This window comes from Microvirga sp. TS319 (assembly GCF_041276405.1).
Lineage (GTDB): Bacteria > Pseudomonadota > Alphaproteobacteria > Rhizobiales > Beijerinckiaceae > Microvirga.
In genome coordinates, this window is record NZ_JBGGGT010000002.1 from 3,198,798 (window position 1) to 3,213,704 (window position 14,907).

Sequence of the window (14,907 nt, forward strand, 5' to 3'; positions counted from 1 at the left end):
CACGTCCGATGCTCTGGGCCCGGAAGAGGCTTATCCCTGCACCACGGGAGTCAGGCGGATCCCGCCGACCTCGATGCCGTTCCAGTTCCTGAGGATCGGCTGGGCCATTTTTCCGATGGCTGCGCGCATCTCGTCGTCGAGGGGCAGGAAGCGGAGAATCAGCCCCGCCATGATGGCCTCGGCGGCCCGCGCATTCCCGTCATCGGCCTTGAGCGCGATCCCGTAGCCGAGTTCGGGGAGCGCTGCGCAGTAGACGCCCTCCGCGCCCACCTTCACGAAGGCGCGTTCCTTGAGAAGCTCCATCAGCCTGGTGTCGAAGCGCCCCGTGCCGGCCACCATGAAGGGGTGTGCGGCCACGGCCTTGCGGATGCGCGCGGCGGCCGCCTTCCCGTCCGCCGACAGGCCCGCGCCGCTGCCGAACTTGGCGAATCCGAACGCCAGCGACGGCAGCGGGATCGCATAGCTCGGGATCGAGCAGCCGTCGATGCCACTGTTTTCCATGGTGTGGCAGGCGCCCGTGGCATCCTCCAGGGCCTCGCGCACCATGCGCTGCACCGGGTGGTTCGGGCTTACATAGCCCTTCGGGTCCTCTCCGAGCCCGCAGGCCAGGCAGATGAATCCCGCATGCTTGCCCGAGCAGTTGTTATGAAGGGCGTTCGGAGTGCCTCCCTCCGCCGCCAGGGCGCGGTTGGCGGCCTCGCCCAGGGGCCAATGGGTTCCACATTCGAGGCAGCCCACGTCGCGATCGGCCTTGGCCAGCATCGATTGCGCCACGCGCACATGCTCCGGCTCGCCCGAATGGGACGCGCAGGCGAGCGCGATCTCTTCGTCGGTCAGGCCGTACTTGTCCGCCGCCCCGCTCTCGAGGAGCGGCAGCGCCTGAAGGGCCTTGACCGCCGAGCGCGGAAAAACGCGCCGGTCGACATCGCCGATCGAGAGAACGATCGAGCCATCCGCATCGACCACGGAAACGCTGCCCCGATGGCGCGATTCGACGAGTGGTCCGCGGGTGACCTCGACAAGGAAAGGGTTGTCCATGAATGCCCCGTGTACGAAACGGCGGTCTTTTGGGCGCGGTTTGATCGGATGTCAAAGGGAGTTTTGTGACAGAAAGGCTCCCGTCTCTTTCCAGCTTCAGCTTGCGGCCAAGTCTTTCGCGCTCTAAACCCTCGGACTCATGACAAAGGAGAGATCCTGATGCGCATTGCGATGATCGGGTCGGGCTATGTCGGCCTGGTGTCCGGGGCGTGCTTCGCCGATTTCGGACACGAGGTATGTTGCGTCGACAAGGACCCGGGCAAGATCGAGGCCCTCAACCGCGGCGAGATTCCCATCTTCGAGCCGGGCCTCGCCGAGCTTGTCGCCAAGAACGTGCGCGAAGGCCGCCTGACCTTCACCACCACCCTGCCCGAAGCTGTCAGGAATGCCGAGGCCGTGTTCATCGCGGTGGGGACCCCGTCCCGCCGCGGCGACGGCCATGCGGATCTCTCTTACGTCTATCAGGCCGCCCGCGATATCGCGGGGGCCATGGACGGCTACACCGTGGTGGTCACCAAATCGACCGTGCCCGTGGGCACCGGCGACGAGGTGGAACGGATCATCCGGGAAACCCGCCCCGATGCGGAATTCGCCGTCGTCTCAAATCCGGAATTCCTGCGCGAGGGCGCGGCCATCGCCGACTTCAAACGCCCCGACCGCATTGTCATCGGCACGGACGACCCGCAGGCGCAAGCGCTGATGAACGAAGTCTACCGTCCGCTCTACCTCAACCAGTCGCCCATCCTGGCCATGTCCCGCCGCACGGCGGAATTGACCAAGTATGCGGCGAACGCGTTTCTGGCCACCAAGATCACCTTCATCAACGAGATCGCGGATCTGTGCGAGCACGTGGGCGCGAATGTCCAGGACGTCGCCCGCGGCATCGGCCTCGACAACCGCATCGGCTCCAAGTTCCTCCATGCCGGGCCGGGCTATGGCGGCTCGTGCTTCCCCAAGGATACGCTGGCCCTGATCAAGACGGCGCAGGATTTCGAGGCTCCCACGCGCCTCGTGGAGACCGTGGCGGCCGTCAACAGCCAGCGCAAGCGCGCGATGGGACGCAAGGTGATCGCGGCCTGCGGCGGCTCGGTGCGGGGCAAGACGATCGCCATGCTGGGCCTGACCTTCAAGCCCAATACCGACGATATGCGCGAGGCCCCCTCCATCGACGTCATCACGGCCCTGCAGGATGCCGGCGCCCAGGTGCGGGCCTATGATCCGGAGGGCATGCAGGCGGCGAGCGCGATGCTCGCCGACGTGGAATACGCCCGCGATGCCTATGACTGCGCCCGCGGCGCGGACGCTCTCGTGATCGTGACCGAATGGGACATGTTCCGGGCGCTCGATCTCAAGCGCCTGAAGGCGCTTCTCGCCGAACCCGTGGTGGTGGACCTGCGCAACGTCTACCGTCCCGACGAGATGCGCCGGAACGGGTTCACCTATGTGAGCATCGGACGGCCGTGAGATTTCGAACGCGCGGGATGTTCACGCGAACCGCATCCCGTGGCATACGTTCCATCATCTCGCCTTTGTTGAAACCGACGCCTTTCGGAGCGCCCCATGCAGACTTTCTTCGTCGAGATCAAATGCAAGCTCGGGAAGACCTACGCGGTCGCCAACGCCCTCGCCGACCGGGAGATCGCCTCGGAGATCTACTCGACGGCCGGGAATTACGACATCCTCGCCAAGTTTCACGTGGATGACGGCGTCGATATCGGCCACTTCATCGCCGAGAACGTGCAGGTCATTCCCGAGATCGCCGACACGCACACGATCATCACGTTCAAGGCGTTCTGATCAGCGCGTGAGGGCGCTGGTTGCGGTGATCTCGGCGGCCGGACGGGTGACTTCGGCCAGATACGGGCCAATGCCTTCATAGCGATCCAGGCGGCGCACGATCTTCGAATCGATCTTGTTGTAGAGCTCGGCCACCGAGACCGGGCGGCGCTTGCGGCCCTTGCCTTCCATGAAGAGGCCGGAATTGGCCTTCGCGGCCTTCGGGAAGAGCTTGGAAGCCTTCATGTTCGGGTCCTGGTCCAGCACTTCCAGGAAGCGCACGGCGCTCTGCGCGCCCAGGAAATGCGCCAGATAGAGCTCCGCCTCGGCGATCTCGCGCTCGCCTTGAGCGATGAGCGCGCGCTCCACGTCCTTGATCAGTTCGCCCGCCATCAGGGCCGAGAAATAGGGATCGGTCCGAAGGTCCATGATCCACTCCCGGTCCTTGCCGCTCACCTCCGGCTCTCCGTCGACGATTCGGACGGCCGCGGCCGCGGCGGTAAAGCCGTAATCGGCCGCATGCATGGCAACCACCTCGAGCCATGTGCGGTCGATGAACTGGAACAGCCCCTCGGCGGACGAGGTCGGCGCCTTGGCCTCGGGCGAGAGGCTCGATTCCACGTCCGCGAGCGTCATCATGTAGACCGGATCCACGCCCGTCACATGCGCCGCCTTGAGAATCGAGTGAACGAGCCAGCGCGGGATGTTGCGCCCGTTGAAGGGAATGATCTCGTCCGGATTGGCCGTTTCGGCGAGCGCCTCCTCGGGCGCGGGCTTCTGCGGGCGCTTCTTGGCGAGCGAGAACGCTCCGTTGAGGATTTCCCTGAACAGACCGGGCTGCTTGAGGAGTTCCGGCGTATAGGCGACCGATGCCAGGACGGGATCGGCCAGGCTCACGGTCTTGGCGTGAGACGAATGGTTGTCCCCCATCATGGCGGTCGGCAGGGTGGCGACGGCGGCGGGTCCCGCCGTCAGCCCCTGGAACCCGACCATCAGGCCCAAAGCAAGGGCCACGCGAACCGTCTGGCGGCAGCCTCGGCCGCCTTGGCGCGGATCCGCAACAGGTTGCGGCACGGCGCACAGCAGCGTTCTTGCATTACTCGGCATCACACTTGTTCCCGCAGGGTTCGGCTTGAATGCCGAACCACCCCTTGTGTCATTCTGGGACAAGAGTTGACGGGTAGTTGTGTCGAGAATCGGTCAGCTTGGCCGTAAGACCGCAATCTTAATCAATTTGAGGGGGTCTTTTCCCCGGGAAAGTAACCCTAAAAGCGAGCTTTCACGAGGAAGATTGGGCTACGAGCTGCGCATTGGTGCGTTCGAGACGCTGCGCCAGTTCGCGCATCACCGCCAGGGACATCTGCGGAAACTGGGCCAGCAGTTCCAGAAAGACGCGCTTGTCGATGCGCAGAGCCGTGGTCGGCTCGGCCGCCATGATCGTGGCCGAGCGGGGCGTATCGGAGAGAATGCCCATCTCGCCCACGAGAGCGTTGCCGGCGAGCTCCGCCACCTGGATTTCCCCTCTGGGCGTGTTGAGGAGCACGCCGGCCCGCCCGTCGAGGAGCACATAGGCGGCATCGGACGGATCGCCCTGCGAGAAAAATCTCTGCCCAGCGGCGAACTGCACCCGTTCGCTGGTGAAGGCGAGCAGCTTCAGACGGGCCGGATCGACATCCCGGAACATCGGGACCTGCCTCAGGGACTGAACCTCGGTCTCAAGGGTCATGCCACCTCTCCTGCAACATTGCGGGCGCTCTCCACCTCGGGCCTCTGCGCCCGTCCCGGCGAATCCGCCGTTTTTTCCGTGACAATCGTATCGCCGTGAAAGCGCATCTGAACATCGAAAGCCGCGGCCTGTCGATCATTGGACAGCACCATGAACAGGCTTTGTTGCTCGAGATAGTCGAGAAGCGCCCGGAGGATCCTCTCGGCGCGCTCCTCGTCGAAGGGCGCCAAGGCCCCGTCGATGACGAGAATGTCGGGGCGCTTCACCAGGCAGCGCACCAGGTTGATGCTGGCGCGCTCCTGCGGCGACAGAAGGCGGCCTGCGGCGCCGACCTCGTGATCGAGCCCGATCCGCTCCACATCCTCGAGGAGGTCGAGCTCCCGCACGACGGCCGCGATGGCCTCCGCGACCCGGTGGCGGGCGTCGGCCACCTGATAATTGACGCGGCCGAAGAGAAGATTGTCCCGGAGGGGAGCCGCCATGCAGATCCCGTCGGGATCGTAGAATTCCACCCCGGTGGCATCCTCTTTCTCGAGCGTGTCGCGTACGAAGCTGCGGGCCTCGACGATCCGCCGCCGCAGCTCGTCGTCGAGCAGGCCGAGACGGTGCCTGGCCTCGATATAGGCGAGCGGCAGGGCCAGAAGCCGCGTCCGCTCCTCCTGCCGCAGCCCGGAGCCGCCCCTCGCCAGGCGGCGCAGAATGGCCTGGAATTCCGGCAGCTCGTCAGCGCCGATGAAGGAGAATTGTGCGAAGAGGGAATGTCCCGGCGGCAATCCCTGGAAGATCTCGGTCATCGTCTCCGCGATCTGCAGGCCCATCTCGGTGAGCTTGTCCGTGAGACCCGCCCGGTCGATGGCGCTGCGGAACCTTGAATTGTCCGCGAGGTTGCGGCCCACGAACTCCTCGGAGACGGGAACGCCGAAGAGCAGGTTCTCGGCGATCGTGGCCTGATCGTTGTAGCGGTCGATGTCGAAGGGCTCCACGAGGTCCGCCATGCCGTTCGACCGGAAGTTCTCCCGCAGCCTGTTCCGGGCCTCGACCAGACGCTCCGCAAGGGCGGCATGCCGCTCCGGATCGATCTGCCCGACGAGTCCGAACAGGTAAATCGATTCACCCATCCCGATCTGGTTCAGCAGCCCGACCAGCACCCGGTCGAGATCGTGCTCGTCCTTCAGGCCGAGGCGCTCGTAATCGACCCACCGGTCGGCGATGCTCTCGAAGGGATTACCCGTCCGCGCGGCCTCGGCGATGCGGCGCGTCACATCGCGCCGCTCGGCATCGCGGTCCATGGGCTTGATGCGCAGTCCATAGACGAGGTTGTCGCGAATGCTGCCGGGAAAAATGATGGGATCGACGCCCGCATAGGCGATCCGGCGCCCGGTAACGGATACGGGAAGATGCGCGAGATCCCGGTCGGCGATACGGATGCGTCCGGAATAGCCGGGAATGCGCCGGGCCAGGATGCGGGCCAACATGCTCGCGGCGGGGCTGCCGTTGGAAATCAGCGCCACCGTGGCCGGCAGCTCCAGCGAGAAGGAGGCGTTGTCGATCACCAGGTCGCCGTGAGACCCGGTCAGGCTGAGCCCCTCGGCCACGAGCGGACCGGCGAGCGGCTCGTCATTGGCGGCCTCCTCGGCATCGATCATCGGTCCCAGCCGCTCTTCCGCGAAATGCTGGGTGACCTGGTCGTACTTCACCTGCACGTCGAGGCGCTGCTGATCCCAGTCGATCAGCTCCTTCAACGGAGGCGGCAACTCGCGATAGGCGCTGATCACGGCCACGAGCTGACCGATGTCGAGCGTGCCGCGCAGCGCGAAATAGCCGCCCACCGCGTAGAACAGGAAGGGTGTGACCTGCGACAGGAAGTTGTTGAGGAATTTGACCGCGAATTTCCTGTTGTAGATCTTCAGGCGGATGGCGAAGAGGCTGAAGAGGCGGCTGCCGATTTCCGCCCTTTCCCAGGCATAGGCATTGTGAACGTGCACGACCTCGATGCCGTCGAGCACCTCGCCGATTCGTCCCGCGAGCTCGCGCGATGCCAGCTGACGCTGCTTGCCGAGGTGCAGCAGTTCCCGCCGGAGGCGCGGAATGATGGTGAACTGCACGCCGATCACGGCCAGCGCCATGAGGCCGAGCCACACGTTCTGAACCATGATGAAGAACAAGGCCGTCAGGGCCTGCAGGCCGAGCAGAACCGGCGTGATGAAGGCATCCCCGATGAACCCGCCGATGGGCTCGACCTCGTCCTTGATGATCGTCGCCGTCTCGGAGGATTTGACGGTGCGCAACGCCTCCGGCGTGAAACGCAGGACCATCGCGAACAGGTCGAACCGCATGCGCCGGAGCATGCGCTCTCCGAGAACGCCCTTGGCGAGATTGATCCAGTACTTGAAGCCGTTGTTGATGACGACGAAGAACAGGAACAGGCACGAGAGACCGATCAGGAGCCCGACGCGGCCGACCTGGAATCCCTCGAACAGCTGAAGGGACCCGCCGCCGAGCCATCGCGGCCAGTCGATATGCAGCCGCAGGAAAGGCGCCGTAACGTTGCCGTCCTTGAACGCGTCGCCCTGAATGGCCTCGTTCACGATCTGGCGAGGCAGGTCGAGGGAGATGAAATAAAATGGTTGAGACAGCAGTACGACAAAGCATATGAACAGCTGGTCGCGCTTGGAATGAGTCCAGATATACCGAAAGAGGCTCTTTTCCATTGCCGTAGAGTTATAACCTTCAAAGCTGAAGAGAACCTCTTCCCGATCTCCAATCCTGCCTTATTTGATCGGTGGGGGCTTGAGAAGAGGTAGAGACGGAAGATGCGTCGTCAACCGATGCGCCTTCCTGCCAAGAGGCGTCCGGATGGCGGATTTGGTGACCAGTTTAAGCAAGGAACCCGATTCACGCCTCCCCCGGGGCCTCCCGGCCCGAGGTCCTCGGGTCCTGATCTACAGCCATGACACCTTCGGTCTCGGCCATCTGCGCCGGTCGCGGGCGATCGCCAACGCCATCGTGGCCGACCGGCCCGACGCATCGGTGGTGATCATCTCGGGCTCGCCGGTCATCGGCAATTTCGAGTTCGGCAGCGGAGTCGACTACATCCGTATCCCGGGCGTCACGAAGCTGCCGGACGGCGACTACCGCAGCCTCAACCTCAACGTGAACCTTGACGAGGCGGTCGGCCTGCGTCAGGCGCTCATTCTTCAGACGGCGAAGGCCTTCCGGCCCGACGTGTTCATCGTCGACAAGGAACCCACGGGCTTTCGCGGGGAGGTCCTGCCCGCCCTCGACTATCTCCAGGCGGCGGGCTGCCGCCTCGTGCTCGGCATCCGCGACGTGATGGACGAACCGAGCCTTCTCGTCCCAGAATGGGAGCGAAAGGGAGCGAAGGCGGCCCTCATCCGCTACTACGACGAGATCTGGGTCTATGGCCTGAAGGACGTATACCGGCCGCTCAAGGCCCTCAACCTGCCGGAGGAGGTGAGCGAGCGCGTCACCTATACCGGCTATCTGCGCCGCGAGGTGCCCCCCACCCCCTCGCTGACGCGGTATCCGAAGATCACCAAGCAACCCTTCATCCTCGTGACCACCGGCGGCGGCGGAGATGGAGACGACCTCATCGACTGGGTGATCTCGGCCTACGAAGCCGATCCAACCCTGGAGCAGCCCGCCCTGATCCTGTTCGGCCCGTTCATCGACCGCGACAAGCGCCGGGCCTTCGTGGAGCGCATCGCCCGGCAGCCGAAGCTCGATGTCATGTCCTTCGACAACAAGATCGAGCGGCTCATGAAGAAGGCCGACGCCATCGTGGCCATGGGCGGCTACAACACGTTCTGCGAGGCGCTGTCCTTCGACAAGCGCACCCTCATCGTGCCGCGCACCCGCCCGCGCCTCGAGCAATATATCCGCGCCGTCGAGGCCGAGCGCCTTGGTCTCGTGCGGATGCTGAGCGATTACAAGGAGCCGCGCACGCCCGAGCGCATGGCCGCAGCCCTGCGCAACCTCTCCTCGCAGCCGCGCCCGTCCGAAGTGACCATTCCCGGCCTCCTCGACGGGCTTGACCGGGTGCAGGAGCGGCTTAAGGCTCTCCTCGAACCGACACCCCAGTTTGAGACCGCCTATCGTCAGGCGGCCGGGTAAACCATTCCGATGCCTCCCTCACCTGAATCCCGGCGGATCGCCATCGTCGTGAAGGGCTATCCGCGCCTGTCCGAGACCTTCATCGCGCAGGAAATCCTGGCCCTCGAAAACCGCGGTCTCGATCTCGAGATCTGGTCCCTCCGCCATCCGACCGAGCGGGCCGTGCATCCCATGAACAAGAAGATCAGGGCGCGGGTGACCTATCTTCCGGAATATCTCTACGAGGAGCCGCTGCGCGTTCTCAAAGGCGCGTTCTGGAGCATCGGACAACGGGGTTTCGGCCCGCTGCTCAAGGCCTTCCGGCGCGATTTGAAGCGTGATTTCACGATGAACCGCGTGCGTCGCCTGGGGCAAGCCTTCGTCATGGCGCGGGAACTGCCCGCGGAGGTCGGGCATCTCCACGTGCACTATCTCCACACGCCGGCCTCCGTGGTGCGCTATGCGGCGCTGCTGACCGGCCGCACCTGGACCTTCTCGGCCCACGCGAAGGACATCTGGACGACGCCCGACTGGGAAAAGCGCGAGAAAATGCAGGAAGCCGTCTGGGGCGTCACCTGCACGGCGCATGGCGCCGGGAACCTGCAGGCCCTGTCGGCCCCGAGCCGCGTCTCTCTCGTCTATCACGGCCTCGACCTTTCCCGCTTTCCGGCTCCCCCCGAAAGCCGTCCGGCACGCGACGGCTCCGATCCCCAGGATCCCGTGAGGATCGTTTCCGTCGGGCGGGCGGTGGCCAAGAAGGGCTACGGCGACCTCATCCAGGCGCTGGCGGCCCTGCCGGGCGATCTGCACTGGCGCTTCGCCCATGTGGGCGGGGGCGACCTGCTGAACAGCCTCAAGGCGCAGGCGCAGCAGGCGGGCATCGCCGACAAGGTAGCGTTCCTGGGCGCGAAGGCCCAGCCCGACATCATCGCGCTGCTGCGCGAGGCGGATCTCTTCGTGCTGCCGTCCAAGAAAGCGGCCTCCGGCGACCGGGACGGGCTGCCGAACGTGATCATGGAGGCGGCGAGCCAGAAGCTCGCCATCGCGGCGACCGACTTTGCCGGCATCCCGGAATTCATCCGCGACGGCGCCGAGGGCGCGCTCGTGGCTCCCGGCGACTGGGAGGCCCTGTCGAACGCGCTCAACCTGCTCGCGCGGGAGCCCGCGAAGCGGGCCATGCTGGGCGAGGCGGCCTATCAGCGCCTTCGTCGGGACTTCTCGATGGATGGCGGCATCGACGTGCTGGAAGCGCGCTTGCGCACCCTCGTCGGCAACCCTTCGAAACAGCCGGAGCCCGTGTGAGCGACCGTCGGCCCGTCGCGTTCTATGCCCCCCTGAAAGGCCCGGATCACCCCCTGCCCTCAGGCGACCGCACCATGGCGCGGCTCCTGATGCGGGCTCTCGGTCAGGCAGGCCTCACGCCGCGGCTCGCGAGCGCATTGCGCACGCTCGACAAGGCGGGCAACGGACGGGTTCAAGAGGATCTGAAGCGGCAATCCCGGGCCGAGGCCTCCCGCCTCATCGCCCATTACCGGGCCCTTCCCGAGGAGCGGCGGCCCTGCCTGTGGTTCACCTATCACGTGTATTACAAGGCTCCCGACTGGATCGGCCCGCAGGTTAGCGACGCCCTGAACATCCCTTACGTGATCGCCGAAGGCTCTCGCGCCGCCAAACGCGCGCAGGGTCCCTGGGCCCTGGGGCATGCGGGGGCGGAGGAAGCGCTCGACCGGGCCGACGCGATCTTCGTGATGACGGCCAAGGACCGGGTCGCGCTGGAGAGCGCACGCCCGGCGCACCAGACGCTGGTCGACCTGCCGCCCTTCATGGATACCGGAGAATGGCCGAAGACCTCCGCCGTGAGAGGCTCCCCCGGGCCGCAGCTTCTCGCCGTCGCCATGATGCGTGACGGCGACAAGCTCGCATCCTATCGGATTCTCGCGGATGCACTTGCGCGCATGGCGCATCTCCCCTGGCGCCTCGCCATCGTGGGCGACGGAGAGGCGCGCCCGGAGATCGAGCGGCTATTCGCGCCACTTTCACCGCGTATTCGCTTCCATGGACAGATCGAGGACCGGAATCGTCTCGCCGCGCTCTACCGAAACGCCGATCTGTTCGTCTGGCCCGCGGTGAATGAGGCCTATGGCATGGTGTTTCTGGAAGCGCAGTTCTTCGGCTGCGCGGTCGCCGCGGGCGATTTCGGAGGGGTCGCCAGTGTCGTGAAGAATGGGGAGACGGGTGTCTTGACTGCGCCGGGGGATCCGGCTGCATTCTCAGAGGCCATGAAAGACTTGCTTGAACACCCGGAACGGCTTCGGACGCTCGGCGCCAACGCGCAGCGCTTCGTGAGCGAGGAGCGCAACCTCGACGGCGCCGCCCTGCGCCTGCAGACGGCGCTCTCGTGTCTTTCGAAATCGGGAGGAGCACGACCTTGCGCGTCCTGATCGTCGTCACCCACCTGCTGGGAGCGGGCCACCTCACGCGCGCTGCGGCGCTCGCGCGCGCCTTTGCCGAGGCGGGCCATGCGACCACCCTGGTGTCCGGCGGCGGCCCCGTTGAACCGGCGGGCCTCGACGGAGTCACCTTCGTGCAGCTGCCGCCCGTCCGCATCCTCGGCACGGATTTCAGGACCCTGCTCGACGAGGAGGGCGCGCCTGTCCATAACTTCCGGCTGGCGGAGCGGCGCATCCAGCTTCTCGAAACCTTGCGGACGCTTCGCCCGGACATCCTCGTCACCGAACTCTTTCCCTTCGGCCGCCGCGTGCTGGCGGACGAGTTCATGACGCTCCTCAAGGATGCGCGGAGCCACTCCCCGCGCCCGCTCGTCCTCTCCTCGATCCGCGACATCCTCGCCTCGCCCTCGAAACCCGGCCGCATCGAGGAGACCCATGCGCGCATCCTCGAAGGCTACGACGCCGTGCTGGTCCATGGCGATCCCCGCATCGTGCCCCTGGACGCTACATGGCCCGTCGATGAGGGGATCCGCCCGCTCATTCGCTATACCGGCTATGTGGATGAGAATCCGGAGCCGCTCGACCGGTACGAAAGCCGGGGCATCCTCGTGTCCGGCGGATCGAGCGCAGCAAGCCTCCCGCTCTATCGCGCGGCGCTCGCGGCCGCGCAGGAGATCACCGAGGAACCCTGGCGCATCCTGGTCGGGCGCGGTGTCGGCGAGGCCGATTTCCTGGCGCTTCGCGCCCAGGCTCCGGCCCATGCGACGGTGGAGCGCGCGAGGCCCGACTTCCGCGCTCTTCTGGCCCGGGCGGAATTGTCGGTCAGCCAGGCCGGCTACAACACGGTCATCGACCTTCTGCGCAGCAAGGTCAAAGCGGTCCTCGTCCCCTTCGAGGCCGGGAACGAGACCGAGCAGCGCCTGCGGGCGGAACGGCTGAAGGCCCTTGGGCTCGCCGAGATCGTGCCGGAGGCGGAGCTCTCCTCCCGCCGCCTCGCCGATGCCGTGCGGCAGGGCCTGTCGCGCCGCCTCCAGCCGGCCCCGCCCTTCGCCCTCGACGGCGCGCGCGAGAGCGTCGCCATTGCGGAAAGCCTGGTGCTCGCCCGCCCTGCCCTTCACCGCCGCATCGACTGGTCGCCCGTGGATGAGGCGCTCGACCGGGCGAGGGATCGCGGCTGCCCGATCCGGTTCTGGTGGCGCGACGACGACGCGGTGGCCGAGACACCCGGGCTCGACCGCCTCCTCGCCCTGAGCGGCCGCGCCCAGGCGGGCCTCGCGCTTGCCGCCATTCCGGCCGGTCTGATGCCCTCCCTGGGCGAACGCCTCCGGAACGAGAGGCGCGTCTTCGCCCTCGTGCATGGCTGGTCCCACACCAACCATGCTCCCGCCGCGGAGAAGAAGGCGGAATTCGGCCGTCATCGCCCCCTCGACGCCATGGCGAGGGAAGCGGAGCAGGCCCTGCGCGCTGCCCGGGAGAAGCTCGGCCGCAAGGTCCTTCCGGTTTTCGTCCCGCCGTGGAACCGGATCTCGCCCGAGCTGGCGCGACATCTGCCCCGTTCGGGCTTCACGGCCCTTTCGTCCTTCGGCGACCGCAAGGCGGCTTCGCTGGCCGAAGGACTGATCCGGGTCAACACGCATGTCGATCCGATCGACTGGCACGGGACCCGGAGCCTGGCCGACCAGGACCGGATCCTGGCGGGGATCGCCGCCGCCATCGAGCGGAGAGCCAGTGGCGAGGCTGACCGGAACGAGCCCATCGGATTCCTGACGCATCATCTGGTTCACGACGAGGCCATCTGGACGTTCTGCGAGGCCCTGATCATGCATCTCGTCGTCCGGCAGATCCCTCTTCTGCGGCCCGACGAAGCGTTTTCGGCAACAAACAGGATCGCAGCCTTGGCCTGATGCGTTATGATGATTGCCAACCGGAGGAGCTCATGGATGCGCCGCTCCTGTCGATCCGTCAGCTGACGGTCGACTTTCATACCGATACCGGAGATTTCCGGGCGGTGGACGGCCTGTCCTTCGACATTCCGAAGGGCCGGACGGTGGCGCTCGTGGGTGAATCCGGCTCCGGCAAATCGGTGACGGCCCAATCCATTCTCCAGATCCTGCCAAAGAAGGCGCATATTTCCGGCGGCTCGATCCTCTTCAACGACCCGACCTTGGAGGCGCCTGCGGATATCGCGTCCCTCGAACCCGAGAGCGACGCCATGCACCAGTTGCGCGGCGGGCGCATCGCCATGATCTTCCAGGAGCCGATGACGTCGCTCTCGCCGCTGCACACGATCGGCGATCAGATCTCGGAAGCGCTCCTGATCCACGCCCGCGTGAGCAAGGCGAAGGCGCTGCAGCGCACGACGGAGGTGCTGGCCCGGGTCGGCTTTCCCGATCCGAAGCGGGCGCTTCGCACCTACCCCTTCGAATTGTCGGGCGGCCTTCGCCAGCGCGCCATGATCGCCATGGCGCTGATCACGCGCCCGTCCCTCCTGATCGCGGACGAGCCCACCACCGCGCTCGATGTGACGACGCAGGCCCAGATCCTCGATCTCATCAAGGAGCTCCAGGCCGAAACGGGCATGTCGGTGCTGCTGATCACCCACGATCTCGGCGTGGTGGCCAACATCGCCGACGAGGTCGTGGTCATGTATCGCGGCCGGGTCATGGAGGCGGGTTCGCGCGAGGATATCTTCCGCAATCCCCAGCACCCCTATCTCCAGGCGCTCATGCGCGCCGTCCCGCGCTTTGCCATGGCTGAGAACGAGCGCCTGACCCCCATCCGCGAGGTGAAAAGCTCCGCCCTGGCGCGAGTGCATGCTCCCGAGAGACCACAACCCGAAGGGCCGATCCTCAAGGCCGAGGGATTGACGAAGTGCTTCACGCTCCGGTCCGGCAGCTTCTTCGGCGAGCCGCGCACCATCCGCGCGGTGAACGGGGTCGATCTCGCATTGCCGGTCGGGCGGACGCTGGGGCTCGTCGGGGAATCCGGCTGCGGCAAGACCACGGTGTCGAAGATGATCATGCGCGGGCTCGAGCCGGATTCCGGCCGGGTCCTGTTCGACGACGGCACCGGCCTGAAGGACGTTCACCGCCTCGAAGGCGAGGATCTGACAACCTATCGTCGCTCCGTGCAGTTCATCTTCCAGGATCCGTTCTCGTCCCTCAATCCGCGGATGACGGTCTACGAGCTTCTCACCGAACCTCTCCGCATTCACGACATCGGCACCTCCGACGAGCGCTATCAGCGCGTGAAGCAGCTGCTCGACATGGTGGGTCTCGACCGGCGCTCGCTACGCCGCTACCCGCATTCCTTCTCGGGCGGCCAGCGCCAGCGCCTCGGCATCGCTCGGGCGCTGGCGCTCGAACCGCGCGTGCTTTTGTGCGACGAGCCGGTCTCGGCCCTCGACGTCTCCGTGCAGGCCCAGGTTCTGAACCTGCTGAAGGATCTCCAGGCGGCGCTCGGGCTCTCCTATCTCTTCGTGTCGCACAATCTGGCCGTGGTGGATTACATCGCCGACACCATCGCGGTCATGTGCCGGGGCTACATCGTCGAGGAGGCGCCGAAATCCTCGCTTTTCCGCAACCCCGCTCATCCCTACACGCAGGCGCTCCTTGCGGCCGTGCCGGATCCGGACCTCGATCGCCCGCTCGATTTCGCGAAGCTTCGGGCCGACGGCTTCTCGAATCCCGCGGAATGGCCCGAGCCGTTCCGCATCCCGGACGGCGAATTCGGCACGATGGAAGAGATCGAGCCCGGCCATCGGGTCCGCCTGGGACGCGCCCCGGCACTGGAGGTCGCGTGATG

General features: G+C 65.9%; 11 protein-coding genes. 7 read left to right on the forward strand and 4 right to left on the reverse strand.

Translation table 11 applies throughout. From position 1 onward, the window contains the following. Window positions 1-30: 30 nt before the first annotated feature. Window positions 31-1,038 (reverse strand): asparaginase, encoded by a 1,008-nt coding sequence (locus AB8841_RS24570; RefSeq protein ID WP_370438383.1) that lies wholly within the window; start codon window positions 1,036-1,038, stop codon window positions 31-33. A gap of 159 nt (window positions 1,039-1,197) precedes the next feature. On the opposite strand from AB8841_RS24570, the gene AB8841_RS24575 reads away from it, so the two are divergent. Together AB8841_RS24575 and AB8841_RS24580 are read left to right on the forward strand one after the other, a co-directional pair. Further along, window positions 1,198-2,502, forward strand: coding sequence for a UDP-glucose/GDP-mannose dehydrogenase family protein (locus AB8841_RS24575; RefSeq protein ID WP_370438384.1), 1,305 nt, complete (start codon window positions 1,198-1,200; stop codon window positions 2,500-2,502). Between the two features lie 96 nt (window positions 2,503-2,598). Beyond that, complete coding sequence (locus tag AB8841_RS24580) at window positions 2,599-2,835, forward strand: Lrp/AsnC ligand binding domain-containing protein (protein WP_009494007.1); 237 nt, start codon at window positions 2,599-2,601, stop codon at window positions 2,833-2,835. Here AB8841_RS24580 and AB8841_RS24585 read toward each other — a convergent pair whose 3' ends face one another. The 3 genes from AB8841_RS24585 to AB8841_RS24595 all read right to left on the reverse strand — a co-directional run bounded on the left by AB8841_RS24585 (window position 2,836) and on the right by AB8841_RS24595 (window position 7,251). Beyond that, window positions 2,836-3,921 (reverse strand): transglycosylase SLT domain-containing protein, encoded by a 1,086-nt coding sequence (locus tag AB8841_RS24585; protein ID WP_370438385.1) that lies wholly within the window; start codon window positions 3,919-3,921, stop codon window positions 2,836-2,838. Between the two features lie 172 nt (window positions 3,922-4,093). After that, window positions 4,094-4,540 carry a Crp/Fnr family transcriptional regulator gene (locus AB8841_RS24590; protein ID WP_370438386.1) on the reverse strand — a complete coding sequence of 149 codons (447 nt, stop codon included), beginning with the start codon at window positions 4,538-4,540 and terminating at the stop codon, window positions 4,094-4,096. Further along, entirely contained in the window at window positions 4,537-7,251 is a 2,715-nt protein-coding gene (locus AB8841_RS24595) for an ABC transporter transmembrane domain-containing protein (RefSeq protein ID WP_370438387.1), read from the reverse strand. The genes AB8841_RS24590 and AB8841_RS24595 overlap by 4 nt, the downstream gene beginning before the upstream one ends. A 157-nt stretch (window positions 7,252-7,408) precedes the next feature. Here AB8841_RS24595 and AB8841_RS24600 point away from each other — a divergent pair, with 157 nt between their 5' ends. Genes AB8841_RS24600 through AB8841_RS24620 form a run of 5 tightly spaced genes read left to right on the forward strand, consistent with a single transcriptional unit; the run spans window position 7,409 to window position 14,905 of the window. Next, window positions 7,409-8,674 (forward strand): glycosyltransferase family protein, encoded by a 1,266-nt coding sequence (locus AB8841_RS24600; RefSeq protein ID WP_370438388.1) that lies wholly within the window; start codon window positions 7,409-7,411, stop codon window positions 8,672-8,674. 9 nt (window positions 8,675-8,683) lie between these two features. Further along, entirely contained in the window at window positions 8,684-9,955 is a 1,272-nt protein-coding gene (locus tag AB8841_RS24605) for a glycosyltransferase family 4 protein (protein WP_370438389.1), read from the forward strand. After that, complete coding sequence (locus tag AB8841_RS24610; RefSeq protein ID WP_370438390.1) at window positions 9,952-11,094, forward strand: glycosyltransferase family 4 protein; 1,143 nt, start codon at window positions 9,952-9,954, stop codon at window positions 11,092-11,094. The genes AB8841_RS24605 and AB8841_RS24610 overlap by 4 nt, the downstream gene beginning before the upstream one ends. Continuing rightward, window positions 11,082-13,007: a glycosyltransferase gene (locus tag AB8841_RS24615; RefSeq protein WP_370438391.1), complete on the forward strand. Its 1,926-nt coding sequence runs from the start codon at window positions 11,082-11,084 to the stop codon at window positions 13,005-13,007. Before AB8841_RS24610 ends, AB8841_RS24615 begins: the two co-directional genes overlap by 13 nt. 32 nt (window positions 13,008-13,039) lie before the next feature. Next, a complete protein-coding gene (locus tag AB8841_RS24620; RefSeq protein WP_370438392.1) occupies window positions 13,040-14,905 on the forward strand; it encodes a dipeptide ABC transporter ATP-binding protein in 1,866 nt (621 codons plus the stop codon). Window positions 14,906-14,907: the final 2 nt, after the last annotated feature.

What these genes read in the sequence shown, in the direction of transcription:
- AB8841_RS24570 (WP_370438383.1), bottom strand. Translation starts at nt 1,038, where the DNA reads ATGGACAACCCTTTCCTTGTCGAGGTCACCCGCGGACCACTCGTCGAA.
- AB8841_RS24575 (WP_370438384.1), top strand. Translation starts at nt 1,198, where the DNA reads ATGCGCATTGCGATGATCGGGTCGGGCTATGTCGGCCTGGTGTCCGGG.
- AB8841_RS24580 (WP_009494007.1), top strand. Translation starts at nt 2,599, where the DNA reads ATGCAGACTTTCTTCGTCGAGATCAAATGCAAGCTCGGGAAGACCTAC.
- AB8841_RS24585 (WP_370438385.1), bottom strand. Translation starts at nt 3,921, where the DNA reads ATGCCGAGTAATGCAAGAACGCTGCTGTGCGCCGTGCCGCAACCTGTT.
- AB8841_RS24590 (WP_370438386.1), bottom strand. Translation starts at nt 4,540, where the DNA reads ATGACCCTTGAGACCGAGGTTCAGTCCCTGAGGCAGGTCCCGATGTTC.
- AB8841_RS24595 (WP_370438387.1), bottom strand. Translation starts at nt 7,251, where the DNA reads ATGGAAAAGAGCCTCTTTCGGTATATCTGGACTCATTCCAAGCGCGAC.
- AB8841_RS24605 (WP_370438389.1), top strand. Translation starts at nt 8,684, where the DNA reads ATGCCTCCCTCACCTGAATCCCGGCGGATCGCCATCGTCGTGAAGGGC.
- AB8841_RS24620 (WP_370438392.1), top strand. Translation starts at nt 13,040, where the DNA reads ATGGATGCGCCGCTCCTGTCGATCCGTCAGCTGACGGTCGACTTTCAT.